General features: G+C 62.6%; 22 protein-coding genes and 1 pseudogene. 16 read left to right on the top strand and 7 right to left on the bottom strand.

Annotation, left to right across the window (positions count from 1 at the left end):
* The first annotated feature begins 146 nt into the window (after nt 1-146).
* Nucleotides 147-1,040, top strand: coding sequence for a LysR substrate-binding domain-containing protein (locus AB3X96_RS23415; RefSeq protein WP_368591596.1), 894 nt, complete (start codon nt 147-149; stop codon nt 1,038-1,040).
* A gap of 36 nt (nt 1,041-1,076) precedes the next feature.
* Here AB3X96_RS23415 and AB3X96_RS23410 read toward each other — a convergent pair whose 3' ends face one another.
* Entirely contained in the window at nt 1,077-2,159 is a 1,083-nt protein-coding gene (locus AB3X96_RS23410; protein WP_368591595.1) for a calcium:proton antiporter, read from the bottom strand.
* Nucleotides 2,160-2,457: 298 nt separating this feature from the next.
* A complete protein-coding gene (locus AB3X96_RS23405; protein ID WP_176384552.1) occupies nt 2,458-2,817 on the bottom strand; it encodes a BON domain-containing protein in 360 nt (119 codons plus the stop codon).
* 325 nt (nt 2,818-3,142) lie between these two features.
* On the opposite strand from AB3X96_RS23405, the gene AB3X96_RS23400 reads away from it, so the two are divergent.
* Nucleotides 3,143-3,772 (top strand): DNA-3-methyladenine glycosylase, encoded by a 630-nt coding sequence (locus AB3X96_RS23400; protein ID WP_368591594.1) that lies wholly within the window; start codon nt 3,143-3,145, stop codon nt 3,770-3,772.
* A gap of 226 nt (nt 3,773-3,998) precedes the next feature.
* Nucleotides 3,999-4,346, top strand: coding sequence for a DUF4148 domain-containing protein (locus tag AB3X96_RS23395; RefSeq protein ID WP_368591593.1), 348 nt, complete (start codon nt 3,999-4,001; stop codon nt 4,344-4,346).
* A gap of 275 nt (nt 4,347-4,621) precedes the next feature.
* Here the strand turns inward: AB3X96_RS23395 and AB3X96_RS23390 are convergent, their stop codons facing one another.
* On the bottom strand, nt 4,622-5,074 hold the full coding sequence (locus AB3X96_RS23390) for a CBS domain-containing protein (protein ID WP_176105776.1): 453 nt from the start codon (nt 5,072-5,074) through the stop codon (nt 4,622-4,624).
* Nucleotides 5,075-5,388: 314 nt separating this feature from the next.
* Here AB3X96_RS23390 and ribA point away from each other — a divergent pair, with 314 nt between their 5' ends.
* The 8 genes and pseudogenes from ribA to AB3X96_RS23350 all read left to right on the top strand — a co-directional run bounded on the left by ribA (nt 5,389) and on the right by AB3X96_RS23350 (nt 14,887).
* Complete coding sequence (ribA, locus tag AB3X96_RS23385; protein ID WP_027193807.1) at nt 5,389-6,039, top strand: GTP cyclohydrolase II; 651 nt, start codon at nt 5,389-5,391, stop codon at nt 6,037-6,039.
* A 219-nt stretch (nt 6,040-6,258) separates the two neighbouring features.
* Nucleotides 6,259-7,537: pseudogene (locus AB3X96_RS23380) on the top strand (tyrosine-type recombinase/integrase).
* Nucleotides 7,538-8,252: 715 nt separating this feature from the next.
* Nucleotides 8,253-9,896 carry a fatty acid--CoA ligase gene (locus AB3X96_RS23375; RefSeq protein ID WP_368591592.1) on the top strand — a complete coding sequence of 548 codons (1,644 nt, stop codon included), beginning with the start codon at nt 8,253-8,255 and terminating at the stop codon, nt 9,894-9,896.
* 36 nt (nt 9,897-9,932) lie between these two features.
* Nucleotides 9,933-10,397, top strand: a complete 465-nt coding sequence (locus tag AB3X96_RS23370; RefSeq protein WP_368591591.1) for a MaoC family dehydratase — start codon at nt 9,933-9,935, stop codon at nt 10,395-10,397.
* Nucleotides 10,398-10,443: 46 nt separating this feature from the next.
* Nucleotides 10,444-12,150, top strand: a complete 1,707-nt coding sequence (locus AB3X96_RS23365) for an alpha/beta fold hydrolase (protein ID WP_368591590.1) — start codon at nt 10,444-10,446, stop codon at nt 12,148-12,150.
* Nucleotides 12,151-12,215: 65 nt separating this feature from the next.
* Nucleotides 12,216-12,638 carry a TIGR01841 family phasin gene (gene phaP, locus AB3X96_RS23360; protein WP_176365821.1) on the top strand — a complete coding sequence of 141 codons (423 nt, stop codon included), beginning with the start codon at nt 12,216-12,218 and terminating at the stop codon, nt 12,636-12,638.
* A 78-nt stretch (nt 12,639-12,716) separates the two neighbouring features.
* Nucleotides 12,717-13,568, top strand: a complete 852-nt coding sequence (gene phaZ, locus AB3X96_RS23355; RefSeq protein WP_368591589.1) for a poly(3-hydroxyalkanoate) depolymerase — start codon at nt 12,717-12,719, stop codon at nt 13,566-13,568.
* The gene (locus AB3X96_RS23350) at nt 13,565-14,887 is read left to right on the top strand and encodes a DUF445 domain-containing protein (protein ID WP_368591588.1); all 1,323 of its coding nucleotides are present in this window, start codon (nt 13,565-13,567) and stop codon (nt 14,885-14,887) included. Before phaZ ends, AB3X96_RS23350 begins: the two co-directional genes overlap by 4 nt.
* Nucleotides 14,888-14,900: 13 nt before the next feature.
* On the opposite strand, the gene AB3X96_RS23345 is transcribed toward AB3X96_RS23350, so the two are convergent.
* Nucleotides 14,901-17,654, bottom strand: coding sequence for a LuxR C-terminal-related transcriptional regulator (locus AB3X96_RS23345; protein ID WP_368591587.1), 2,754 nt, complete (start codon nt 17,652-17,654; stop codon nt 14,901-14,903).
* A 265-nt stretch (nt 17,655-17,919) separates the two neighbouring features.
* On the opposite strand from AB3X96_RS23345, the gene AB3X96_RS23340 reads away from it, so the two are divergent.
* From AB3X96_RS23340 to AB3X96_RS23320, 5 genes are all read left to right on the top strand, one after another.
* Nucleotides 17,920-18,669 carry an electron transfer flavoprotein subunit beta/FixA family protein gene (locus AB3X96_RS23340; protein ID WP_368591586.1) on the top strand — a complete coding sequence of 250 codons (750 nt, stop codon included), beginning with the start codon at nt 17,920-17,922 and terminating at the stop codon, nt 18,667-18,669.
* Nucleotides 18,670-18,693: 24 nt separating this feature from the next.
* Nucleotides 18,694-19,641, top strand: a complete 948-nt coding sequence (locus AB3X96_RS23335) for an electron transfer flavoprotein subunit alpha/FixB family protein (protein ID WP_368591585.1) — start codon at nt 18,694-18,696, stop codon at nt 19,639-19,641.
* Between the two features lie 14 nt (nt 19,642-19,655).
* The gene (locus tag AB3X96_RS23330; RefSeq protein WP_368591584.1) at nt 19,656-21,440 is read left to right on the top strand and encodes an acyl-CoA dehydrogenase C-terminal domain-containing protein; all 1,785 of its coding nucleotides are present in this window, start codon (nt 19,656-19,658) and stop codon (nt 21,438-21,440) included.
* Nucleotides 21,441-21,559: 119 nt separating this feature from the next.
* Nucleotides 21,560-22,261, top strand: coding sequence for an OmpW family protein (locus AB3X96_RS23325; protein WP_368591583.1), 702 nt, complete (start codon nt 21,560-21,562; stop codon nt 22,259-22,261).
* A gap of 161 nt (nt 22,262-22,422) precedes the next feature.
* Nucleotides 22,423-22,860, top strand: coding sequence for a hypothetical protein (locus tag AB3X96_RS23320; protein ID WP_368591582.1), 438 nt, complete (start codon nt 22,423-22,425; stop codon nt 22,858-22,860).
* A 47-nt stretch (nt 22,861-22,907) separates the two neighbouring features.
* Here the strand turns inward: AB3X96_RS23320 and AB3X96_RS23315 are convergent, their stop codons facing one another.
* The 3 genes from AB3X96_RS23315 to AB3X96_RS23305 form a co-directional block, all read right to left on the bottom strand.
* Nucleotides 22,908-23,243 (bottom strand): hypothetical protein, encoded by a 336-nt coding sequence (locus tag AB3X96_RS23315; protein WP_368591581.1) that lies wholly within the window; start codon nt 23,241-23,243, stop codon nt 22,908-22,910.
* Nucleotides 23,240-25,570, bottom strand: a complete 2,331-nt coding sequence (locus AB3X96_RS23310; RefSeq protein WP_368591580.1) for a nitric-oxide reductase large subunit — start codon at nt 25,568-25,570, stop codon at nt 23,240-23,242. The genes AB3X96_RS23315 and AB3X96_RS23310 overlap by 4 nt, the downstream gene beginning before the upstream one ends.
* Nucleotides 25,571-25,932: 362 nt before the next feature.
* Nucleotides 25,933-26,631 carry a sensor histidine kinase gene (locus tag AB3X96_RS23305; RefSeq protein WP_368591579.1) on the bottom strand — a complete coding sequence of 233 codons (699 nt, stop codon included), beginning with the start codon at nt 26,629-26,631 and terminating at the stop codon, nt 25,933-25,935.
* Nucleotides 26,632-26,672 lie beyond the last annotated feature (41 nt).

Genomic DNA, 26,672 nt, shown 5'->3' with positions numbered 1-26,672 from the left:
GCCATGAGCCGAACGCATGCGGGTTGGCCCGCGCGCCGGCTCGTGCGCGCGCGGCCGATCGCGTATGCTTTGGGCATTGCGGGCAGGGCGGCGACGGGCGCTGCCTCAGCCGCGCAATGATTTTTTCTGATCCGGGACGACATCCGATGCGACGCCTACCGCCGCTCAACGCGCTGCAGATTTTCGAAACTGTCGCGCGGCATCGCAGCTTCACGCGTGCCGCCGACCATCTGTGCCTGACGCAAGGCGCGGTCAGCCGGCAGATCATCGCGCTCGAGGAGTACTACAAGTTTCCGCTGTTCAAGCGTCACGCCAAGGGGCTGACGCTGACCGCCGAGGGCGAAATGCTGCTGCCGACGGTCAAGGAGAGCTTCGCGCGGATCGAGGAAATGTCGCTGCGCCTGACGCGACAGCGCACCGATCTCGCGCTGAAGGTGCCGACCTGCGTGATGCGCTGGATGCTGCCGAAGATCATGCGCTTCCAGTCCGAATATCCCGATCTGCACGTGCAGATCACGACCACCTGGCAGCACGACGTCGATTTCCAGAGCGAGCCGTTCGACGCGGCGATCATCTACGGTTCGTCGCCCGGTGCGGACGTGCAGGCGGTGTCGCTGTTTGAGGAGCGTCTGACGCCGGTCTGCACGCCCGAGCTGCTGAAGGACAAGCCGCTCGCGCAGGTGGCCGATCTCGCGCGGCACACGCTGCTGCATCCGACGCGCGATCACCGCGACTGGAAGATGTGGCTCGCGAAAGTCGCGGAGACCGATGCGACGGGCGCTGCCACGATCGACGCGGAGCTCGGCCCGAGCTTCGATACGCTCGACATGGCGACCAATGCCGCCGCGCAGGGCTTCGGCGTCGCGATCAGCGATCTCGCGCTGATCGACGAGGACGTCGCGGTGCGGCGCCTGATCCGGCCGTTCGACACCGTGCTGAAGACCGGCTGGCGCTATTACTTCGTGTATCCGGAATCGGTCGCGCAACAGCAGAAGCTGAATCTGTTCCGCGACTGGATGGTCGAGCACTGGGAAGAGTGAGTCACCGTCCGCCCTGGCGTCGGATAGGACATCAGATCAAGGCGCGAACGACAAAAACAGATAAGCCGCGAACAGCGACAGATGCACGGCGCCTTGCAGAATCGTCGTGCGTCCGGTGCTGAGCGTCAGCGTGGCGACCACCAGCGTCAGCGCGAGCAGCACCATGTCCTTGCCGTTGATGCCGAGCACGATGGGCTGACCGATATACAGGAACACCCCGGCGACGGTGGGAATGGTCAGGCCGATACTCGCCAGCGCCGAGCCGAGCGCGAGGTTCAGGCTGGTCTGCAGACGATCGGCGCGCGCTGCGCGCAGCGCCGCGAGTCCTTCCGGCAATAGCACCAGCGACGCAATCACGATCCCGACCACCGCCGGCGGCGCGCCCGCGCCGAGCACCGCGGATTCGACCACCGGCGACAGCACTTTCGCGAGCAGCACGACCGCGACGAGACTCACCAGCAGCAGCACGCCGCTGATGGCTGCGAAGCGCGCGCCCGGCGGCTCGGCATGGACGTCTTCGTCGGGCACGCCGGCGAGGAAGTAGTCGCGATGGCGCACCGTCTGCACGAACACGAACACGCAGTACAGCACCAGCGACGACCCACCGGCAAACGCGAGCTGCGGCGGCGACAGGACCGGCCCGGGGCTGGTGGTCGTGAAGTTCGGCATCACGAGCGTCAGCACCGACAGCGATGCGAGCACCGCCAGCGCGGCCGCCGCGCCGCGGCTCTGGAAGTCCTGTTCCAGATGGCGGATGCCGCCCGCCAGCAGACATAGCCCGACGAGCCCGTTGCAGACGATCATCACGGCCGCGAATACCGTATCGCGCGCGAGGCCGGCTTTCTCGGGACCGGACGTCAGCATCACCGAGACGATCAGCGCCACTTCGATCACGGTGACGGCGACCGCGAGCACCAGCGTGCCAAACGGCTCGCCGACGCGATGCGCGACCACTTCGGCATGATGGACGGCGGCAAACACGGCCGCGCACAGCGACACGCCGACCAGCGCGAGCAGCAGCGCATTGCCCGGCATCGCATAGGCGGCACCGAGCACGATCCAGCTAATGAGTGGCGCGACGAGGGTCCAACGGGGCAAGACGGTCACCGGCGAAGTCATGCGGCCTTCCTTTCGGTGCGTGTATGAACTTGAAGTTATATCTTAAGGATCGACCTTAAGCTTTTAAATTATAAGGGGAAAGTTGTCCCAATAGACCCGCGCTGCACGGAGTCGTGCGTTCAACATATCGCGGTTTCGAGGGCGTGGGGAAATCGTCGCGTCGGGCGGTGCGAGGGCTGCACCGGGGGCAATCGTGTCGAGCGAGGGATCGGAGGGGAAATTGGCGTCGCGACGGAGCTTTCCGCCATCGACGCCAGCTTGCTGCTTTTACCGCAACTTCTTCGGCTGGTTCACCGGCTTACTGGCCGATTGCGCGGATCGACAGTGCGCTCTTCACCGACGTCACGCCATCCACGCCTTGAGCGGCGTTCGTCGCGATTTCGATCTGAGCCTGCTCCGGCACCGAACCTTCCAGCGTGACGGCGCCGTTGCGTGCGCGCACGGTGATGTTGCCGACGGTCAGGCCCTTCGTACGTGCGAGCTTCGCGCGGACCTTCTTCTGCAGAGCGCGATTAGCCTGTTTATCCTGCTTGGTGGTCGGTGCCGCTGCCGCCGGCGCTTCGGTCGCGGCCGCATCGCTGCTTTGCGCGTACGCGTTGAGGGAAGCGAGAACGACCAGCGCGCCGCCGATCACCTTGATTGCCGAGAATGCTTTCATTCAACCATCTCCTATTGTCGTAGAACGTCGATCCCCCGGATGGGGTCGATTTTTTTTACACCAGCGGGTACAGCGGGATTCAATGCGAATGAAACAGGTACAGCAGCCATGCGAACACTTTCAGCCGACACGGATGTTTCCGCGGGCCGCGAAGTGCGCGCCGAGACATGCAAACGGCCGTGTGACCGGCCGGAAGCACACGATACAGCAATTGGTGCCATGTTGACTTGCTGACGCAGAAAATGAGGCGTCGGTACAACGAATTTGCAGATCGCAACCGGTCTATGACGTGGGATTTCAGCACCGACTTAAGGACATCCAGCCCATGCGAAACGAAGCTCTTCCGATCCGACCATTACACCGCGACGATCTGCCCGTCGATACGGTCGAACTCGCGCGCTTCATGGTCGGCAAATATCTCGTGCACGATCTGCCCGAAGGACGCTTGAGCGGCCGCATCGTCGAGACCGAGGCGTATCCGCTCGGCGATTCGACGAGCCACGCGTTTATCGGACGTCGTCCGTACAACGGCTCGATGTTTCTCGCGCGCGGTCATGCTTACGTGCGGCTGACCTACGGCGTGTCGTACATGCTGAATATGTCGTCCGAAGCGGAGGAGGTCGGCGCCGGCATCCTGCTGCGGGCGATCGAACCGCTCGAAGGACTTGCGCTGATGGAAGCGCGCCGTCCCGGCGTGCCGCTGCGCGATCTCGCCCGCGGACCCGGCCGGCTGACAGTGGCATTCGGCATCGGCCAGGCGTTCGACGGCCACGATCTGTGTGCGGGACGCGGGCTATGGATCGGCGTGATCGAAACTGGCGATGCACCGGTCGGCGTGACGACGCGCATTGGCCTTTCGCGCGAGATGCACCGGCCGCTACGATTTTTCGAGCCGGGCAGCGCGTTCGTCAGCGGCCCGCGCAAGCTGCTGACGATTCCGCATTCGGGCGCATGACGTTCGGAAACATCAGACGCAAAGGTGACGTTCCGTACATTTGTTGCCCGGAGCATCATGCGGGGCGGATCGACTCCGAGATATTCCTCGGCATTATTGCGATCAAAACAATTTTCTATCTCACAATTAAGGGTTTTCCCTTGTTCATGCGGTGACTAGACTGAACTTGTTCGCTGCACACCACGGTGTCGGCGATGCAGATAAAACACATTGGAGGGAAGTCATCATGAAATCGCTGATCAAGGCAGTTGCCATTGCAGCCGTTGCTGCCGCGCCGATCGTATCGTTCGCGCAATCGAGCCAGCAGCCGGTCACCCGCGCCGAGGTTCGCAACGAACTGATCCAACTGGAGCGCGCGGGCTATAACCCGTCGACGTCGAACGACGCGGAATATCCGGCCGACGTCCAGGCCGCCGAACAGCGCGTGCAAGCGCAAAATCCGGCCGTCGCGCAAACTCAGCCGACCGCTAATACCAGCGGTTACGGCGCGCCGATGAGCGGAGCGACGCAAGCGGGTCGCGTGACGCAGCCGCAGCCGACGAGCGGCCCGAAGAGCGTGTATTTCGGCAACTAATTTCCCTAACCGGTAACCACGCACGCAGCACCACGCTGTGCGCCGCTTTCGCGGGCGCACAGCGTTTCGTACCAGGTACTGTTTTCAATCGAGCGCGCCGTACCCATGAGCCGCGAGCGTGCCGTCCGTGCGCGCGTTGCGTTCCTCTTTCCGAAGGAACCTCCGCTGCCGCAAGGTAGCTTGGCCCAAGCTCTTCGAGGCTTGGGCTTTTTTTGCTCCCGGTCCCGAGCGGATGAACGGCCAGGCGATCGCTCGGCGAAGCTCGTGCTTCAGCGTCATTCGCCGTGGAGTCGTTCGCCGTGAATATAGAACTCGAGTTGCTGGATGGTGAACTGCTGTTCCGCGATAATGTCCTTCACGAGGTCCCCAATCGACACCATGCCGATCAGCCGGTCGTTCTCGATGACAGGCAGGTGACGCATGCGCCGCTCGGTCATCAGCGCCATGCACTCTTCGGTCGTCTGGTCGGGGCGAACGAAGCGCACCGCCTTCGTCATGATGTCGCGTACCGGCGTCGCCTTCGACGACCGGTCCATCAGCACCACCTTGCGAGCATAGTCGCGCTCCGTGATGATGCCGGCGATGCTGTCGCCGTCGGTCACCACCAGCGCGCCGATACCCTTCTCGGCCATCAACCGGATCGCCTCATAGACGGAGTCGTCGGCGCCAATCGTGTAGACGTTGGAGGGGTTCGGTTTCGTTCTGAGAAGCTGTGCAACGCTTGACATGGAGCGGCTCCGTTTCGCAATGCAGCACGCCGAAGTGGCGCGCTGTCGTGAGGGACAGGCGATTCCAGTATAGGCGCGAGGTTCGCCCGCGGTACACCGGGAATACCTCTGGCACGCCGGACGATGCGCGCTGGATCGGCCAGATTCGCACGGACTTGCCGGTCCCGTCGTGGGGCGCCAGCCGTTGTCGCGGGGGGCTGCGTTCCGTGCTCGCGAAGGGGCATCCGGGTGCGGCAGGCGGATTAGCGGTAAACTCGCAGTCCACACCTTATCCCCGGCTCGCCGGGTTCATGCCTGCACCATTGCTTAACGCCATGCTCACGTCTCAGGATTCATCGCCCGCAGCGGACGGCGCCGTCACCGGCGAATGCGTCGTTCTAGACGCCACCGCCACGCTACCCACGCGCTATGGCACGTTCACTTCCTATGTGTTTCGCGTGCTCGACAGCGGCGCCGAACATCTCGCGCTCGTAATGGGCGATGTCGCCAACCAGTCGTCCGTGCTGACGCGCCTGCATTCGGAATGTCTGACGGGCGACGTGCTCGGCTCCTATCGCTGCGACTGCGGCGAGCAGTTAGACCTCGCGCTGCGCTATATCGCGGCTGAGGGTTGCGGCGTGCTGCTGTATCTGCGCGGCCACGAAGGACGCGGCATCGGCCTGTCGAACAAGATCCGCGCGTATGCGTTGCAGGAGCAGGGGCGCGATACCGTCGAAGCCAACCTCGATCTCGGCCTGCCCGACGATTCACGCGAATACGATTCGGCCGCGGGCATCCTGCGCACGCTGAAGGTCACGTCGGTGCGGCTGATGAGCAACAATCCCGAGAAGTTCGACACGCTGTCGAAGCACGGCATTCCGGTGTGCGAGCGTGTCGCGCTCGCGATTCCGATGCGCGAGGAAAACGAGCGCTATATCCGCACGAAGCAGCTGAAGTTCGGGCATTACTTCGACGAGAACGAGTAGAGTAAATTGCGGACCTTTCCAGGTGAGTCCGAAGAGTTCCGTCGAAGTACATAAGTGGCTGAATTAAAACGAGAATCGAGCGGAATTCCGCACCCCGGTCGATGTCTCTGCGATTATTTGCACTTGCCTAAACTTGCCGCATCAGCGTAGGTTTTCCAGCATTGTTTGGAAAACCTACGCCGCGTATCCTTTTCTTGGAAAACCTACGCCGAGGGAAGAATGCGTTTTGATGCCCGCGCCGCGGCCAAGCTGCCAAGCGGCGAGCACCTGACCTTTGAGGGATTTCCTGGACTACGCCTCCACGCTTTGACGAGCCGCAAGTCATGGACATATCGCTATAAGTCGCCGGTCGACGGTCGCATGCGACAGGTGAAACTCGGTGCGTGGCCGGCGATGTCATTTGCCGCAGCGATCGCTGCGTGGGAAGCGAACCGCGCCGAGCGAGATTCTGGCGCTGAACTTTCAGCGATGCGTCGAAAACGGGAGAAAGAGACTGTTCGTCCATCCCCAGGCGATTACACCGTCGAACAACTGTGCCGAGACTATCTGCGCGGGCATGTAGAGGTAAATGGGAAGGCAAAGGGGGGCGGTCGAGGTCGCGCGTATATTCAAGGCGATGTTGGGACCTATCGCTGGTATGCCCGCGGCGAGCGTCAGACGCGCTCAGGCTTTTGATTTCCTGGAATCATATCGAGCCACACCTGCGCTGGCGGCGCGACTTCGCATGGAACTTGGTAGCGCCTGGCATTACGCGCTGGATGCTGGTCGTCTTCCTGAAAACACCGCTAATTGGTGGAAGGAAGTTCTAAGAGGACGATTGAAGAGCAAAGGGCGCAAGATCGAGGGCAAATACACAGGTACCCAGAAAAGAGTGCTGTCGGTACACGAACTTGGCACATTGATCCGGTGGTTGCCGAACTTCAGTTTGACTGTTGCCGATGCTTTGACGCTCTACCTCTGGACAGGCACAAGAGGTGGTGAGATCGTCGCTATGGAGAGCACCGAGATTGCGGAGGAAGCCGACGGTCTCTGGTGGACGATTCCGAAGCAAAAGACCAAAGTGCTCCATAACGAGAAGGCAACGGATCTGCGCGTGCCACTCATAGGCCGCGCCGAGGTCGTTGTGCGACGTCGCCTCGATCAGGTCAAGGGAACTTTTCTGTTTGCTTCGTCGCGCGGGACGCCGATGAATCAGACCGTGGTGGTCCAACACGGTGTCTACTACCATCAGCCATATTGCAAGATCGCTCCGAAGCATGAACGCCCGCGTTTGCCCGTCTCGCATTGGTCAGCTCACGATCTTCGACGCACAACTCGGACCCTGCTTGCAACGCTCGGATGCCCCAATGATATTGCCGAGGCGGTCCTCGGCCATGTTCAGCCTGGAATCGTCGGTATATACAATCGCCACACCTATGACAGGGAGCGACGCGAGTGGCTCACACAGTTGTCCCATCGGTTGGAAGAGATCGCCGTGACTTATTCAATGAAGACGTAAGTCCTAACATCAAGCCAGAGCGACGTCATACAGATCGGGGTGGCGTGCTTTTGATCTCGCACAACTGCCACCACGAGCGGCTATCAACTGGCACGCGCGAGACTTCATTCCTCTCAGGCCATCGGCACGAGATCGACCTTGATTGAACTTCAAATGGAAGAGATTCACGCCCGAAAGCAAGGGCTCAGCGAGTTTTGACTCAACGTTGTTTACGAATAAGCCGCTGCGGAACATCTAGGAAATGAACGGTCCGATGATTGCACCGTCAAACGAGGTTTTATTCTTATGAGTTGGTTTGCCAAGATTCGCATTACAAATTAAATTAAAAAGTAGCTACTCGACCTCATCTCCAGAGTGATCGGCACACTCCAGTACGATAACTGCGTTCGCCGACACGACAATTGACCGTCCAGCGAGCAGAGTCGGGCAGGCGGAAGTGCCCACTCGACTGAGAACGTCTTCCGAATCCCTGAATCCCGTTGAAATCCTCGCGGGTGCCGCCACGCACAGCGGCACGTCTGCGCGCGCGTCCCCCATGGGCTGCCCTCGTCCGCCTCTTTCTTTCCTCGCCTCACCCCCTCGCTCCCCCGTTCAGGGGATGTTCCGCCCCCTTGTCTGAGCCGAAGATGACGTCATTCGGGATGTCACTGTCCACCAAGTAGTACGACAAATCGGTGCCAGCCCGCCATCCACCTTCAGACTCAAGGAGAGATTGATGCAGGACGACGTGCAGAAAGCGGCGCCTTCGGCCCATACCTATCCGCTGTTGATCAAGCAACTGCTGCATACCCCATGCGTTCAGGCGCCGGACCAGGAGATCGTCTACCGCGGGCAACTGCGCATGACCTATTCGACTCTGCGCGAGCGCATCGCGCGCCTCGCCAGCGGCCTGAAGGGGCTCGGCGTGCAGCATGGCACCACGGTCGCTGTAATGGACTGGGACAGCCATCGCTATCTGGAGTGCTACTTCGCCGTGCCGATGATGGGCGCCGTGCTGCAGACGGTCAATGTGCGTCTTTCGCCCGATGAAATCGCGTACACGATCGACCATGCCGGCGCCGAGGTGCTGCTCGTGCACACCGACTTTCTGCCGGTCGTCGAATCGATCAAGGACAAGCTCGAGAACGTGCACACCTTCGTCTATATCGACGAGCCGGACAGTGTGGCCGCCGCGCATTCGATCGACTTCCTGGCGGAATACGAAGCGATGCTGGCGCAGAGCGAAGCGCACTATGACTTTCCCGACTTCGACGAGAACACCCGCGCCACGACGTTCTACACGACGGGCACGACCGGCCTGCCGAAAGGCGTCTACTTTTCGCACCGTCAACTCGTGCTGCATACGCTCACGCTGATGGCGGCGCTGGCGAGTCCCGTGTCCGGTCAGCGCTTCCATCGCGGCGACGTGTACATGCCGCTCACGCCGATGTTCCATGTGCACGCGTGGGGCATGCCCTATATCGCGACGGTCATGGGCGTGAAGCAGGTTTATCCGGGCCGCTACATGCCGGACCGCCTGTTGCACCTGGTGCGCGACGAAGGCGTCACGTTCTCGCACTGCGTGAGCACGATTTTGCACATGCTGCTCAACAACGCCGAGTCCGGGTCGGTCGACTTGAGCAAGTGGAAGATCGTGATTGGCGGCGGAGCCTTGCCGCAGGGTCTCGCGCGCAGTGCGCTCGAGCGCGGCATCGACATCTTCGCCGGCTACGGCATGTCGGAGACGGGCCCCGTGCTGAGCCTCGCACAACTGCCGATGGGCAGCGAGGCGGTCGATCTCGACGAGCAGGTGCGTCTGCGCTGCAAGACGGGCTTCCCGGTTCCGCTCGTCGATCTGCGCATCGTCGATGAGGAGATGAACGACCTCCCGCGCGACGGCAGGGCCAGTGGCGAGATCGTCGTGCGCACCCCCTGGCTCACGCAGGGCTACTTGAAGAATCCCGAGGCCTCGGAGCAGCTCTGGGCGGGCGGCTATCTGCATACGCAGGACATCGCCAATATCGACCCGACCGGCAATCTGCAGATTACCGACCGCATCAAGGACGTGATCAAGTCGGGCGGCGAGTGGGTGTCCTCGCTCGAGATCGAAAGCCTGATTTCGCTGCATGCAGCCGCGGCCGAAGTGGCGGTCATCGGCATCAAGGACGAGAAGTGGGGCGAGCGTCCCGTGGCGCTCGTCGTGCTCAAGCCGGGCGCCAAAGCGAGCGAGAACGACATCAAGCAGCACGTCATGACCTTCGCCACGTCGGGCCGGATCTCGAAGTACGCCGTGCCGCAGATCGTCAAGTTCGTCGATGCACTGAAGAAGACGAGCGTCGGGAAGATCGACAAGAAGTGGCTGCGCGAGCAGTTCGCCTGATCGGTCATTGACAAGGTAAAAAGAGGAATACTCACCATGAGCATCAAGGGATACAGCATCGCCACGATCGACGAATTCGTGGGCCACGAGTTCGGCGTATCGGATTGGGTCGTCGTCGATCAGGCACGCATCGACGCATTCGCACACTGCACGGGCGACCGGCAATGGATTCACGTGGACGTCGAGCGCGCCAGACGCGAGAGCCCGTTTGGCGGCACGATCGCGCACGGTTATCTGACGCTTTCGCTGCTGGCCGCGCTCGCCATGGAGATCGGCCTGATTCCGGAAGACGCGACGGCGGGCCTGAACTATGGGCTGGACAAGGTGCGCTTCATGACGCCGGTGAAGGCGGGCGCCCGGGTGCGCAACCGCGTGAGCCTGGTGTCGGTGGAGAAGAAGGGCGGCGGCCGCATCATCGTCAAGACGATGAACGAACTGCAGATCGAAGGCGAAGACAAGCCCGCGCTGGTCGCCGAGACCCTCGCGATGCTCGTGGCGTAATTCGGGCGTTCAAGGACGCGCAATGCATCGGATAAGGAGCAGGAAAATGGCGGCAACCCCGAAAGACAATTCGCAGAACGAACAGATCGACGATATCTCGGCGTCGGCAACGGAAGGCATGCTCGGCCCCAATCCATTCGTCGGGCTGCGGCCGTGCGATATCCTGGCCACGGCGCAGCAGATCGGCGCGCAGGCCGTGCGGCAGCCCGCGCTGCTGGTCGAACAGGAAGCGGCGCTCGTGCGTAATCTGCTGGCCGTGCTGGGCGGCAATGCGAAAAGCACGCCGCCCGCAGGCGACAAGCGTTTCGCCGACCCTGCGTGGCAGGACAACACGTGGTATCGCATGGCGCTGCAGGGCTATCTGGTATGGCGCGACGCCCTGAGCGGTTTTGTCGACCGCTCTGCACTGGACCCGAAGAGCAAGGAACGCGCGCAATTCGTGATGTCGCTCTTCACCGATGCGCTTTCGCCCACGAACACGCTGCTCGGCAACCCGGCGGCGCTCAAGAAGGTCGTCGATTCGGGCGGCGCGAGCCTGATTGGCGGGCTGAAGAACGCCATGTTCGACATGCTGAAGAATCAGGGCATGCCCGCTCAGGTGGACAAGAGCGCCTTCGAGGTGGGCAAGAACCTCGGCACTTCGCCGGGCGCGGTGGTGTTTCGCAACGAAGTGCTGGAGCTGATTCAGTACAAGCCGACCACGGAGGAGGTCTATGGCCGTCCGCAATTGATCGTGCCGCCGCAGATCAACAAGTTCTACGTGTTCGACCTCTCTGAAGGCAAGAGCATGGTCGACTACCTCGTGAAGAACGAGTTCCAGGTGTTCGCGGTGAGCTGGCGCAATCCCACGGCAGCCCAGAGCCACTGGGACATGGATACGTACGTCTCGGCGCTGCTGGAGGCCATCGAGGCGGTGCGCGACATCACAGGCAGCGACGATGTGAACCTGCACGGCGCATGCTCCGGCGCGATGACGATTTCGGCACTGCTCGGGCACCTCGCGAACCGCGGCGACAAGACGGTCAACGCCACCACGCTGATGGTCGCCGTGCTGGACAGCACCGCCGATTCGCAGCTCGGCCTCTTCTGCACGCCCGAAGCGATCGCGGCGGCCAAGCAGAACAGCCTTGCGCGCGGCGTGCTCGCGGGCGAGGAGATGGGGCGCGTGTTCGCGTGGATGCGGCCCAACGATCTGGTGTGGAATTACTGGGTCAACAATTACCTGCTGGGCAAGGCGCCGCCCGCGTTCGACATCCTCTACTGGAACAACGATACGACCCGCTTGCCCGCGCGCTTTCATGGCCAGCTGCTCGACATTTTCATGGGTAACCTGTTCAGCAAGCGACACGCGCTCACGGTGCTCGATACGCCGATCGATCTCTCCGAGGTCACGTGCGACACCTACGTGGTGGCGGGCATGACGGATCACATCACACCGTGGAAGGGTGTTTACAACACGGCGCGGACGTTCGGCGGCAAGACGCGCTTCGTGCTCAGCTCGAGCGGTCATATCCAGAGCCTGATCAACCCGCCGGGCAATCCGAAGGCGAAGTACTTCATGAACCCGGAATTGCCTGCGGATGCGGATGCGTGGCTCGCAAGCGCCACGCCCGAAAAGGACTCGTGGTGGGGCAACTGGCGCGAGTGGCTGGCCAGCCGCTCGGGCGAGCGCCGCAGCGCGCCGGCATCGCTCGGCAACGAGCGTCACGCTGCGCTCGCCGACGCACCGGGAACGTACGTGACCGAGGCCTGATATACGACCCGTCGTTCTTACGCTGTGCATTGTTTTTTCAACGTAGTACTAATGGAGCTTTGATCGTGGAATCTACCAATCCGACTCATCTTTTCGCCGAATACACGAAGGTTCTCGGCCAGTTCAAGCTGCCGGGTGTCGATGTGGCCGCTATTCTCGAATCGCGCCGCAAGGACATCGAGGCGCTGGCCCAGGCCAACAGCGCGGCGCTCGCGGGCGTGCAGTCGCTTGGTCTGAAGCAGGCCGAGATCCTGCGCACGACTATGACCGAGCTGCAGTCGCTCGTGGCGAAGCTGGGCGCGCAAGGCGCGGCGCCGGGTGCGAATGCCGGCGAAGTCGTGCAACAGGCGCTGCATAAGGCGCTCGTCGACATGCAGGAACTCGCGGATACGGCTTACCGTGCGCAGTCGGACAGCATCGCGGTCGTGACGAAGCGTGTGGCCGAGCACGTCGAGGAGCTGAAGGCGCTCCTGCAGCCGAAGAAGTAAGAGGGTACGGCGATGCAAAACGCCGATGTTTTCAATGACGCGTCCCGCAGCGAGACACCCGTGCAAGAGGTCGAGTAGATGAGAGCAGAGGCTTGCAGTCCCGATTCGAGCGGTGGCCCGGCCAGCATGCAGATCCAGACCGTCGACATTGACGGTCAGGTCCTGCGCGTGGGCGTCCGTCACGGCAGCGACGCTTCCCCGCCGCTGCTCCTCTTCAACGGCATCGGCGCGAATCTCGAGCTGGTGGAGCCGTTCGTCGAAGCGCTGGGGGACGTGGGCGTCGTCATCTTCGACGTGCCCGGTGTCGGCGGGTCGCCCGTGCCGCTCGTGCCGTACCGCTTCTCGACGCTTTCCGTGCTCGCGGACAAGCTCCTGACGCGGCTCGGCTACGACGGTCCGGTCGATGTGCTCGGGGTCTCGTGGGGCGGGGCGCTCGCGCAGCAGTTCGCGCGCCTCTACCCCACGCGTTGCCGCAGGCTCATTCTCGCGGCGACGTCGCCGGGCGTCATCATGGTGCCGGCGCGGCTCTCGGTGCTCGCGAAGATGATCGGACCGCGCCGCTACACCGACCGCAGCTATATGAAGCAGGTGGGCGCCGAGATTTATGGAGGTGCTTACCGGCGCGATCCCAGGTTGCTGGAGGAGCATAGCCGGCATATCCATCCGCCGCGCGGCCGCGGCTACCTCTATCAGCTGCTGGCCGCGTCCGGCTGGACCAGCCTGCCGTGGCTCGGTGCGCTGCGTCAGCCCACGCTCGTGATGCACGGCAACGACGACCCCATCGTGCCGCTGACCAACGCGAAGATACTGGCGGCCCGCATCCGCAACTCGACGCTGTACGTGATCGACGACGGTCATCTGTTCCTGATCGCGCGTGCGAAGGAAGTCGCGCCTGTGGTGCGCCGTTTCCTGCGTGAGGAACTGGCGTGAACGACGCAATTAGCGACGAAGTCAGCGCAGGGACCGATGGCGGCGAAACCCCGCTGAATGCGGCTGACCAGGCACTGGCGGCGCACAAGGCGCTGCGTCTCAAACGCATGCAGCGCACCGCGACAGGTCTGCTCGCTGTCGTGTTCGCGGTGCTGCTCGCATGCGTTTTCCTGAAGGCCAGATATCCGTGGCTTGCCGGGCTTCCGTGGCTTAGGGCATTCGCGGAAGCCGGTACAGTGGGCGCCATCGCGGACTGGTATGCGGTGGTCGCGCTGTTCCGGCGGCCGTTCGGCCTGCCGGTTCCGCATAGCGCGATCATTGCGCAAAACCAGCAGCGCATTGCGGAGAGCCTCGGCAAGTTCGTCGAGGCCAATTTTCTCGCGCCCGAACTCATCATTGGCCGGCTGAGCGGCCATAACGCCGCGCGCTCGCTGGCCGTATGGCTCGCCGAGCCGGCGCATAGCCGGGCCATCGGCGACGTGGTGGCCGATTCGCTGCCGCGTCTGCTGAACGGCATCGACGACACGCACGTCGAGCAATTCTTCGAGCGCGTGGCCACACCGCAATTGCGCTCGCTCGACGTTTCTCGCGCCGTCGGCGAGATTCTCAAGGTCCTGACCGAAGGCAATCATCATCAGCCACTGCTGGACCGGGGGCTGGCAGGGCTCGAGCAATGGCTCGCGGCCAACGTGGACCTGATCAAGGCGAAGTTCAGCGAGGCGTCGAGATACACGCCCGCGCCGCTTGACGCGTATATCGTGAGGAAGTTCGTCGAGGGCATCGTCGCGCTGCTGCACGAGGTAGCGGCGAGCCCGGAGCACGAGCTTCGACACCAGTTCGACGAAGCGGTGCAGGACCTGATCGTCCAGTTGCGGAGTTCACCCGTCTATCGGCGCTTTGGCCGGTCATTGATGCGCGACTGTATCCGCCATTTCAGAAACGAAGCCTATGCGCAGCGCGTGCTGGGCCACGCGCGTGAGCGCGTAATCGCCGATGTCGAACGTGAGGATTCCATTGTGCGTAGCACGCTGGCCGGTGTACTCGCAACGCTTGGCAAGAGCGTGAGCGAGGAGCGCGCGATCCAGCACAAGCTCAACGCGTGGTGGCTGGAGCTGGCGCGCGATCTGGTAGTGCGCTATCGCCACCAGCTCTCTGCGCTGATCACCGACGTCGTGAAGGGCTGGAACGCGCAGGAAGTCAGCGGCAAGATCGAGGCGGAGATAGGCCGCGATCTGCAATACGTGCGGATCAACGGCACGCTGGTGGGCGGAATGGTCGGCGTGTTGCTGCATGGGCTCGCGCTCGTCATTGTGACGTGACGCGCCGCACGATTCAGACACTTCCGACCAACCCCAACGATTGCGCTCGCGCCACCGCCTGCGCGCGCTTGTCCACCGCGAGCTTCACGAAAATGCTCTTCACGTGTGACTTGACGGTCTCCGGCGCGATGCCGAGCGTGCGTGCGACCTCCTTGTTGGACTGGCCGTGCGCGATCAGCCCGATGATGTCGCGCTCGCGTGCGCTGAGCGGCTCGCGCTCCGCGTTGCGTGCGCGGGTGTCGCCGGGCAGATACAGCGCGCGGCTACCGTCCAGCAAACGATCGACGTACGCCAGCAGCGGCTTCGATTGCGCCTCGCCACGCAGCGCTTCGCGCACCGCCTGTAGCAACGGCACGATCTGCGGCCCCTGATCGACGATGGATTGGTAGAGCTCCGCGGGCGCCGCGGCCTTCAAGACTTCGCGAAAGGTCTCGACGGCCCGCGCGCTTTCGTTTGCCGCCATCCAGACGAGCGCGAGCACCGTGCGCAGGCGCAGCGCGAGATAGAAGCCGTGCCGGCACTCGATGGTTTGCAGCGTGGCGGTCAAGGTGTCGGCGGCGTCCTGCGCGCGGCCCTGCGCCATCGCGAGATATGCGCGCGCGAGCCCGCGGTAGGTGGCGATCTCCGCCGCAGCGGACGTTGCTGCGGCGCTCGCCGAATCCGCGAGCCGGTCGAGCTGCGCAACGCTGGCCGCGGCTTCCACGATGCGGCCTTCGGCGAGATTGAGCCGCGTGCGTTCGACGAGGGCGCCGGCGCTCAGGCGGTCCCATTTGCGCGCGTAGGCCAATGCCTGCGCCCGGTCGATCAATGCATAGGCCTGTGCGGTGTCAGAACGCGCCCCTGCGGTACGGATGAGCAGCCGGTAGGCCATCAGCGCGCTGTCGAGCAACACGGCGGCGTCGATAACGGGCATCAGGTCGCTCACCAGCGCTTCGGCTTCGTCCAGCCGTCCTTGCTCGTAGCGCAGTTGCGCGATCATCGGCGCGACTTGCGCGACGGCGATGGACTTCGGACCGGCGTGCCGCTCCGCGAGCCGCATGGCTTCCTGAAAATACCGCTCAGCCAGCGGGAAGTGCAGTTGCTGCATCTCCACGTGACCCAGCAGCGTGAGCCGGTAGACCGACGCGAACACGTTGCGCGAGTCTTCCTCGATCGAATATGGAACCCACTGCACCGCGTAGAGTGCTTCCAGGTTGCCCATTTTCCAGTGTGCGAAGCGCACGACGTTGGAAGCCACGTTGGTGGTCCAGACGTCGGTCGATGGCCGCTTGAGGCAGTCTTCGGCAAGCGCGAGGCAGGCGTGCGCGTCGTCCTGAAGGGCGGCCACGACAGAGCGGATCGCCTGGCATTCCCAACGAACTGAAGCGGGATCGGTACTCGACGCGGCGTCTTTCTCGATCGTATCGAGCATGGCGAGCGCTTCGTCGAAGCGCATGGCAAGCGCCATTCCCCAGGCGATGGCGAGCGTGACCTTGGTCTGCGAGCGCATCAGGTGCGCCGGGAACTGCCGCTGCCAGCCGAGCAGCGTGAGCAGGTCGCCTTTCGTGACCAGCGCCATTGCGCAGCGCCCTATCAGCGAGACCGCCTCTTCCACATCTCCCGCAGCGATGGCATGCCTGACCGCGTCGGTCCATTGGGCCTCCTGGGCGTACCACTGGCATGCGCGGCGATGCAGGTCGGCGACCTCGTCGCGGTGCTGCGTTTGCAGGCGCCGGTGCAGGTATTCGCCCATTAGATGATGGAAGCGAAACCAGGTGCCGTCGAGATCGAGCGGTTCGAGCAGCAACTGGCGCGCGGCGATCGACTCCAGCATGGCCTGGCTCGTCCTGACGCCGGTGACCGCCTCGCACAGCGGCGCGCTCAGCCGCTCGAGTATCGAGGTGCGCAGCATGAATTCGACCATGCCGCCAGGCAGGCGCTTGACCATGTCCTCCAGATAGGCCGCGAAGGGGCGCGACGCCCCCGAGGCCGGCGCGACCTCCGCATCCGGCTTGTGTGCGGCGCGCGCCAGCACCGACGCGGAAATGCGCAATGCGGCGGCCCATCCCTCGGTGCGGGTAAAGAGCAATTTGATGCTGGATGCATGCAGCTTGCCCGGGCACTCGTGCTCGACAAAGCTGCGCGTTTCGTCGAAGTCGAAGCGCAACGTGGAGGCGTCGAGCTCCAGCAGGCTGTTGCCGGCTCGCAGGCGGCCGAGCGGCAGTGGCGGGTCGGTGCGCGTGCAGATCACCACGTGCACATGCGAAGGCGCGTTTTCGACCAGAAACGACACCGCGTCGTGGACGGCCGGAAGGCTGATCAGATGGAAGTCGTCGAGGAAGATGCAGACTTCGTCGTCGACCTCGACGAGCTCGTTGATGAGCGTCGACACGATCGACTGCGCGGGCACGAGCGACGCCGCTGTCGTGAGCCCGATGGCCGACGCGCCGACGCCGTCGCACGCCTGCTGCAGGGCCTGCGCGAGGTGATAGAGGAAGCGCGCGGGCTCGTCGTCTTCGCTGTCGAGCGACAGCCACGCCACCAGTACGCCGTCCCTGCGCAAGCGTTCGAGCCAGGTCAGCGCGAGCGAGGTCTTGCCGAAGCCCGCTGGGGCCTTGATGACGGTGAGACGTTTGTTCTCGGCCTCGCCGGCGAGACAGACAAGGCGCGGACGGTCAATCAGGCCCGCGGGAAGCCGGGGCGGATAGATTTTCGTCGCGAGCAAAAGGGGAGGTCTGGCCGTGAACGCCCCTCCAGTCACCGCTCCTGACGCTTCGCTCACGTGCATGGGCTGCTCCGTGTCTGCGGGTTCGCCCCGGCTGCGTCCCCTTTTTTTTCGATGGATCACCCCTGTATGGGGGATATTGCACCGCGTCAGCCTGAGAGACCATGGCATCTAATGAAGCGGACGGAAAAATGATAGCCCAACCGCTACGAAGCTGGTGCGGTTGAGCGCGACGAATTACGTTGCAGCGCACAAGGCCCAGCTTGGGAAGCACGGAGAACAGTTCGTTTTCGGACCATTTGGATGATCTAAAGGAGCGGAGCAGGCAATGAAAGTACTTGTACCAGTCAAGCGCGTCGTCGATGCAAACGTGAGAGTGCGCGTGAAAGCCGACGGCAGCGGTGCGGATGTCGCAAACGTGAAGTTCTCGATGAACCCCTTCGACGAGATCAGCGTGGAGGAGGCCGTTCGCCTGAAAGATGCCGGCGCCGCGACGGAAGTGGTCGCCGTGTCCTGCGGCGTGCAGGGCTGCCAGGAAACGCTGCGTACGGCGATGGCGACGGGCGCCGACCGCGGCATCCTCGTCGAAACCGATGTGGAGCTGCAGCCGCTCGCCGTCGCCAGGATTCTGAAGGCGCTGGTGGACAAGGAGCAGCCGCAGCTGGTGATGCTGGGCAAGCAGGCCATTGACGACGACGCGAACCAGGTCGGCCAGATGCTGGCTGCGCTGCTTGACTGGCCGCAGGCGACGTTCGCCTCGAAGGTGGAGATCGGCGACGGCAAGGCTGTCGTGACGCGTGAGATCGACGGCGGCCTGGAGACGATCGAGGTCGATCTGCCCGCGGTCATTACGGCCGATCTCCGTCTGAACACGCCGCGCTACGCGAGCCTGCCCAACATCATGAAGGCGAAGAAGAAGCCGCTCGACGTGGTCAAGCCCGACGCGCTGGGCGTGGACGTCGCGCCGCGACTGGAAACACTGAAGGTAGCCGAGCCGCCGAAGCGCGAACCCGGTGTGCGCGTGGCCGACGCCGCGGAACTCGTGGCGAAGCTGCGCAACGTGGCCCAAGTGATCTGATACGCCAAGGAAAAGGAAACAGAAATGACAGTCCTCGTAATTGCAGAGCACGACAATCAGGTGCTCAAGGCAGCGACCCTGAACGCCGTGACCGCCGCCGCGCGTCTCTCAGACGACATCCATGTGCTCGTGGCCGGATCGCAATGCGCGAACGTGGCCGAACAGGCGGCGCGCGTTGCCGGTGTGACCCGCGTGCGCATCGCCGATGCCGCCCATTATGGCCATGCGATGGCCGAAAATCTTGCGGCGCTCGTCGTGAGCATCGCTCCTGAATATAGCCACGTGCTGGCGCCGGCCACCACGACCGCAAAGAACGTGACGCCCCGCGTGGCCGCACTGCTCGATGTCGCACAAATCTCGGACATCATCGCCGTGGAATCCGCCGATACGTTCGTGCGCCCCATCTACGCGGGCAACATTCTCGCGACCGTGCGCAGTGCCGACCGCATCAAGATCATTACCGTGCGCACGACGGCCTTCGACGCCGCGAGCGCGCAAGGCGGCGACGCAGCCGTCGAGCCGCTGGAGGCAGCACCCGAAGTGCCTCGTGCCCGTTTCGTGAGCCAGCAACTGACGCGCTCCGAGCGCCCTGAGCTGACCTCCGCGCGACGTGTGGTTTCCGGAGGACAGGGGATGGCCTCCGGCGATAACTTTGCACTGCTTGAAGATATCGCCGGCAAGCTTGGCGCAGCGGTGGGCGCTTCGCGCGCGGCGGTGGATGCGGGCTTCGTGCCCAACGACTATCAGGTGGGGCAGACCGGCAAGGTGATCGCACCGCAACTCTACGTTGCGGTGGGTATTTCGGGTGCGATCCAGCATCTGGCAGGCATGAAGGACTCGAAGGTGATCGTCGCGATCAACAAGGATGAGGAAGCGCCGATTTTCCAGGTCTGCGATTACTGGATCGTCGGCGACCTTTTCAAGGTTCTGCCCGAACTCTCGCGCGAACTGGACACGTTGCAGCAAGGCTGACGAAGGAGCCCATCATGACGACCTATATTGCCCCTCTGCGCGACATGCGCTTTGTGATGACCGAGCTGGCTGGCCTCGACTCGATCGCGGCATTGCCCGGTTTCGATGACGTCTCGCCGGAGCTCGCCGATGCCGTGCTCGACGAGGCGGCGAAGTTTGCGACCGAAGTACTCGACCCGCTCAACAAGCCCGGCGACGCGCAGGGTGCGCGCTTGACGAAACATGGCGTGGCTTCGGCGGAGGGATTCCCGCAGGCCTATGCGCAATACGTTTCCGGCGGCTGGTGCGGCCTCGCCGGCGACCCGGAATTCGGCGGACAGGGCTTGCCGGAGCTGATGCACGCGGCCGTGGTCGAGATGTGGAATTCATCGAACATGGCATTCGCGCTGTGCCCGATGCTGACCGCCGGCGCAACGGAAGCGATTCGCCTGCACGGCTCGCAGCCGCTGAAGGAGCGCTATTTGCCGAAGCTCGTGAGCGGAGAATGGACCGGCACGATGAACCTGACCGAGCCGCAAGCCGGCTCGGATCTCGCGGCCGTCCGAACGAAAGCCGAGCCCGATGGGGAGCGCTATCGTATTCGCGGCCAGAAGATATTCATCACGTGGGGCGATCACGACATGACGGACAACGTGATCCACCTCGTGCTCGCGCGCCTGCCTGACTCGCCCGAAGGCGTGCGCGGCATCTCGCTTTTCCTCGTACCCAAGTTCCTGCTGAACGACGACGGCTCGCTTGGCGAGCGCAATGACGTGCGCTGCATCTCTCTCGAGCACAAGCTCGGCATTCATGCGAGCCCGACTTGCGTGATGAGTTTCGGCGAAACCGAGGGCGCGATCGGTTACCTGATCGGCCAGCAGAACCAGGGCCTGGCGCACATGTTCACTATGATGAACGAAGCGCGTCAGAAGGTGGGCATCCAGGGCCTCGCGATGGCGGAGCGGGCCTGGCAGCAGGCCCGCGAATACGCGAAGGAGCGCGTGCAAGGGCGCCTCGCGAGCGGCAAATCGCCCAACGCGGTTGCGATCGTGCATCACCCGGACGTGCGCCGCATGCTGATGACGATGAAGGCGCAGGTGGAAGCGATGCGTGCCTTTGCCTACGTCATGGCAAGCGACATGGACCGTGCGCACCGGCATCCCGACGGCGACGAGCGCGCGCGTCACCAGGCTCGCATCGATCTGCTGATTCCGGTGCTCAAGGGCTGGTGTACCGAACTCGGTGTCGAAATCGCGTCGATGGGCGTACAGGTGCATGGCGGCATGGGCTACATCGAAGAAACGGGCGCTTGCCAGTTCCTGCGCGACGCGCGGATCGCGACCATCTACGAAGGCACGACCGGCATTCAGGCGGCAGACCTGGCCGGCCGCAAGCTGGCGTCCGATCGAGGCATGGCGATGGCAGCGCTGATTGCACAGATGCGCGAGATCCTGCCTGCACTGGAGCGCAACGCCGATGCGCAAGTCGTATCGATCGGCACGCGTTTTGCCGCGGCCGTGCACGCACTCGAAGACGCTACCGCCTGGATGCTGGGCGCGTTCGCCAAAGACGCCGACGAAGCACTCGGCAGTTCGGCGGATTATCTGATGCTCGTGGGCTACGTGTGCGGTGGCTGGCAGATGGCGCGCGCGGCGGTGGTGGCGTCGCAGAAGCTGGCGGCGCAGGAAGATCCGGAGTTCTATCAAGCGAAGCTCGCCACCGCACGGTTCTACGCGGAAAAGATCCTGCCCAAAGCGTCTGCGTTGCTGGAGGCGATCAAGGCCGGCACATCGGGCGCGGTCGTCATCGAACAGCTGTAAAGCAGTTGAACGAAATTTTCAGAAACCTCCGTTGAAGTCAATTCGGAATCCATATCAAAATGAAAGTGAAGAAATTCGTATGTCTCGCCCTGATACCCGGGGCGATATGCAGTAGCGCGATGGCCCAGAGTGCGGGCAGCCTCATCACCAGCGTGGGCGGGGCGTGGCTCGACTTCGGGCAATCGTCGGCGACGCCCATGACAAGCACCACGGCGTTCGGCACCTATACTTCGCCGGGCACGGGCGGGCAGATCCACAATACGTTCACCGCCGAACTCTCGATGACGTATTTCGTCACGGACCACATCGCGCTCGATCTGGCGAGCGGCATACCGCCCAAGCTCAAGCTCTATGCGCAGGGCAGGGTGACGCCGGTCGGGCCGAGCGGTCCGGGGCTCGACCTGGGCAACCTGCAGCCGCTCGCCACCACGCGATCATGGCCGCCGATCCTCTTCGTGAAGTATTACCTTGGGGATGCGCAGTCGAAATTCCGGCCGTTCGCGGGCGTCGGCGTGAATTACACATGGTATTCCCATACCGAACTCAACTCGACTTTTAGCGGCGCATTGCAGCAGTTCGCCGGGCCGGGCAGCCATGTCGAGAGTTCCTTGAGTCCCTCCTGGAATCCAGCGTTCAATGCGGGCGCCTCGTACAATTTCAGCAAGAACTGGTACGCCACGGCATCGGTCACCTATTTGCCGCTCAAGACGAATGCGACAGTGACGGCCTATGCCGCCAATGGACAGCCTGCGCTCACGAACAAGACGCGAATCACTGCGAATCCATGGATTACGTTCGTGGGGGTTGGATACCGCTTTTGATCGGACTGGATGCGCGACTCGTTCGGCCCGGCGCTCGCGCCCCTTCCATCGACATGGATAAGCGGCTAACACCATTGTGCAATTGATTTGCGGACCGCTTTGCGCTTAAGCTTCTATTGCTGGTCGAGCCGGCGAGCCGATTGTTCAAGGAGAAGATGCTCGTGAAAGTCTCTCATTTGCCTCGATGCGTCACCCTCGGCGCAGCGTTCGTCTCGAATGCGATTTATGCACAGGAGATCGGAGCCAGCCTCGATTGCCATCTCGGTCCCCACGCGTTCATCGAGCAACTGGTCGATGAAAAGGAGATCGATCCTGTACCCATGAAAGTGTCGGCCAACTCGGTCAACGCGTACCGGCTCAGGCCGAATCAGAACTTGACGGCACTCGGATTCACGGTGCGGGCCGTCTTCGGCTTTTCCCCGAACGACGACATGTTCACCCAGAAAATCAGCGAAGGTGAAACGCCCCATCGCGTCTACGGTGTCGTCGTCATGGCAGGGAAAGAGGCGGTCAGCGAACGCATTCGCGAAACGGGTACCCCGGCGACGGTAAGGGAAGTCATGCCGCTCGTCATGACGGCGGTCGTTTGTGACAAATAGCCTTGCCCCGAACACATCGTACCCCGTGAATCATTCCCGCCGGCCGGTCAGAATGGCGGGTGACACTCGAAGGTCAACTCCGTTCCTTGTTGTTCAAGTTCGCGCCCGCTGCGTATGAAGTCCAACCGGGTGCCGACCTGCATGCCGCGTTTGGTGCAGTAGTCACTGGCGCTGCTGACGGCCTTTCGATATGCGCTGACCCACGACAGTCGAGCGCCCCGCGTACTGGCGGTGACGGTAAACACATTCGGCTTGTCGGTAGCGGCGACATCCGAAGTGCTCGTGCAGGCCGCCAGTGATAGGACACAGGCGGCGAGCGACGCGCAGATGAGCGGATTTTGCAATCCGCTCCGGGCGATACCCAATAGGTCGAGGCTGCTCACAGCGACTGCTCGGATGCGACGGTCACAGACGGTGCCTCGGCAATGGCCGCTGCGCGCTGCGCGAGAATCTTGACAATAAAGTCCCAGGCCATCAACAGGGCACCCATGGCGAACACGATGTCACCCGGCATGCGCATCCACTGCCAGAAGGTGGTGGTGCTGTAGAACTCGAGGCTTCGCGCATACGCATAGCCGTGCGTGTAAACCGCCAGCAGTTGCGGCCAGCCAACCGGGTAGAAGTTCATCGCGATCCACATTACGAGGCCGGCGTTGTAGAGCCAGAATGCCCACACGCCGCAGCGGTCGCTCCACGCGCGCTGGCCGTTCAAATAGCGCAGGACCATGTAGATCAGACCAATGGCGAGCAACCCGAACGCGCCGAACATCGACGTATGCGCGTGGTTCAGCGTGAGGAAGGTGCCATGCTCGTAATAGTTGACCAGCGGCGCATTGAGCGTGCCGCCGCCGAACACCCCAGCGCCCACGAAGTTCCAGAATGCAGAGCCGAGAATGTAGAGATAGGCAAGTCGATACGGGAAATCCGTTTCGTGCTGGATGTGACGCTGCTGCTCGATGGCTTCCAGCACCAGCAGGAACAGCGGCAAGACCTCGAGGAACGAGAACATGCTGCCGAAACTCACCCAGAGGCTCGGTTCGCCTGCCCAGTACATATGATGGCCAGTGCCGAGCACCCCGCCGACCATAATGAGGATCCATTCGAACAGCACTGCGCGCTCAACCATCTGCCGCGACACCAGTTCCAGCGCCATGAGGAAGTAGCCGGTCACCGCTGCTGCGAACAACTCGAAGGCAAGCTCGACCCAGAGGTGCACGACCCACCAGCGCCAGAAATCGGTGATCGAGAACGACGGGTTGGGCGAGCCCAACGGAATCATGCCGAATACATAGAGCACCGTGACGCTCAGCGTGGCGGCCCAGAGAAGATGCTCGATGCGGAACAGGCCGTAGAGCGTTCCGCCGCTTTGCCTGAACAGGGCTTTGAGGGTGGGCCAGAATGCACGCAGCAATACCAGACACCAGACGGCGAGGCCAACAAAGAAGAGGACCTGCCAGAAGCGGCCCAGCTCGAGATACGACAGTCCCTGGTTACCGAACCAGAACCAGTGTGCACGGATGACGCCCATCACACCGAGGTAGTCGCCGATCAGCGCCCCAGCCACGATGACTACCAGTACCCAGAAAATGAGGTTCACCAACGCACGCTGCCCGGCAGGTTCACGCTTGCCGATCAAGGGCGCGAGGAAGAGGCCCCCGGCGATCCAGCTCACGCCGATCCACACGATCGGCGCCTGCAGGTGCACGCTGCGCAAGGCGGCAAACGGCAGCCACTTGTCCACTTCGATGCCGTAAAAGCTGGTGCGATCGGTGTAGTAGTGCGCCATGATCGAACCCGCGAGGATCTGTACCAGCAGGACACCGGCCACCACCAGGAAATACTTCCAGAGCGCACGCTGGCTGGGCGTGGGTTCCCTGAAGCCTCGCAGCACCGGTTCGAAGGTTTCGGTCCCGGCCTTGGGCTCGATCCAGAGGCGAAATATCATCAGGATCGCGCCGATCGCGAAGAATATCATCGTGAACGAAATCCACGTCCACTGGAACGTGGCAGCGGTGGGCGAGTTACCGACCAGGGGCTCGGGCGGCCAGTTGATGGTCCATGAGTAGTCCTTGCCGGGCCGGCGGGCGACGGTCGTGAGCGACGAATACAGGATGAAGCTCGCGGTTTGCGTGGCGGTGGATGCGTCGAGCGAACGTGCCCCTGTATAGCCTTGTGCAAAATTGTCGTTGAGCAGCGCTGCGCTGATGCGTGGTCGCAGCGCCTGAATCGCCTGAGCCACGCTGTCCGGAAGCACAATCTGCTGCTGACTCAGATCGATGCCCTGCAGTTGTGCCTGCATGGTACGCGTGACGCTTGCCTGCTGATCGGCCGTCGCGGCGTCAAACGACTTGCCGTAGCGAGATAACGCCAGATTGTTCCGCACCTCCTTCGCCAGCTCGACGAGGTACTTGGCGGTGAAATCTTCACCAAAGTAGGACCCCATGCCATACAGGCTGCCGAAATCCATCAGATCCGCTTGCTGAAATCCCGACTTGCCCGCGACGATGTCGGCGTAGCTCATCACCGGTGCGCGGTTGGGCGCGACCATCTGCTGTGGCAGTGGCGCTGCCTGCTGATAGGTGGCGCGCGTTGCCAGGATCATTCCCACCCAGCAGAGCGCGGTGACCACGATGAAAACCCAGATCAGGACCCGGCTCGTGCGATCTTGCGGACAACGATTGCCCGCGGTGAGCGGCGGCTTTGCATTCATGGTTCCATTCCTTCGCGAAATGCCCGTGCACAGTCTTCGGCGATCAAATACTCGTTTGCGATTCCGAGTATCAGTCCTTTGCGGCTGCCAAGTGGCGGATTGGATAGATCTGGAGTGTGATCGGTTTCAATTTAAACAAGTGATAAGGAGTGCAAATGCAGGTGATAGCAATTGACCTCCGGCGCCACGAGAGCCGTTCAGCACCCGGAGCGGATATCATCATGTCGCAATTGCGAAAACAAGAAAATCGTACCAACGGCTCGCGTAGCCCCCCAGAAGGGTAGTGGGATCATACATGTGTATGTTGGGAGTCGTTCCGGGTTAGAAAAACGTGGCGGCGCGCCATGCCGAGCCACCACGATTCACTCAGCGTTGGCGCTTGCTTCAATCACGGGCGATCGACATTGAAACGTTGCACCGTGCCCGGCGTTATTGAATGCCAACATGATTCCGCCATGTGCATCGATGATCGAACGGCACATCGCGACACCTATCCCCTTGCCACCGCGTTTCGTCGTGAAAAAAGCGTCGAACAACCGATAGGCATGCTCCGGCGCGATTCCGATGCCGGTGTCGCGCACGCTGACGATCAGAAATCCGCCGGTTTCCACGCACGATTCGATCAGGAGCTCGCGCGGCCTGTCATCGATGTCTGCCATGGCCTGAATACCGTTCAGGATGAGGTTGATGAAGACCTGCTGAAGCTGAACGCGATCGCCAAGCAGGGGCGGCAGTCCGCGAGCAAGGCGCAGTCGCAGCGGGACGCGGTGGTTCGATACGTCGTGGCCGTCATGAACCAGGTCGTTTAGCTCCAGTCGTGTCGCTTGCAGCGCAGACGGAGTCGCGAGGCTGCAAATGGACCGGACGATTTCGCTCGCACGCTGCCCGAGGCCAATGATGTTTTGCGCGCTGGCCGTCGCTTGAGCAAACGTACCCCTGGAAGCGGCAGTCTGAGCCGCGCGAAGACACCCGAAGAAGGCGAAGGTCAGGCAGGCATTTGTCGACGCCGGCCGCCGGCTGCTGGCGCAAGAAGACGCGTCCCAGGTTTCGCTTCGCCGCATAGCGGCCGAGGCGGGCTATTCGCCAGCGTCCATTTACCAGT

The sequence above is a fragment of the Paraburkholderia sp. BR13439 genome (assembly GCF_040948805.1).
Lineage (GTDB): Bacteria > Pseudomonadota > Gammaproteobacteria > Burkholderiales > Burkholderiaceae > Paraburkholderia > Paraburkholderia youngii.
The sequence above is the reverse complement of the archived record's forward strand: the minus strand, read 5'-3'. Positions and strand labels throughout refer to the sequence as shown.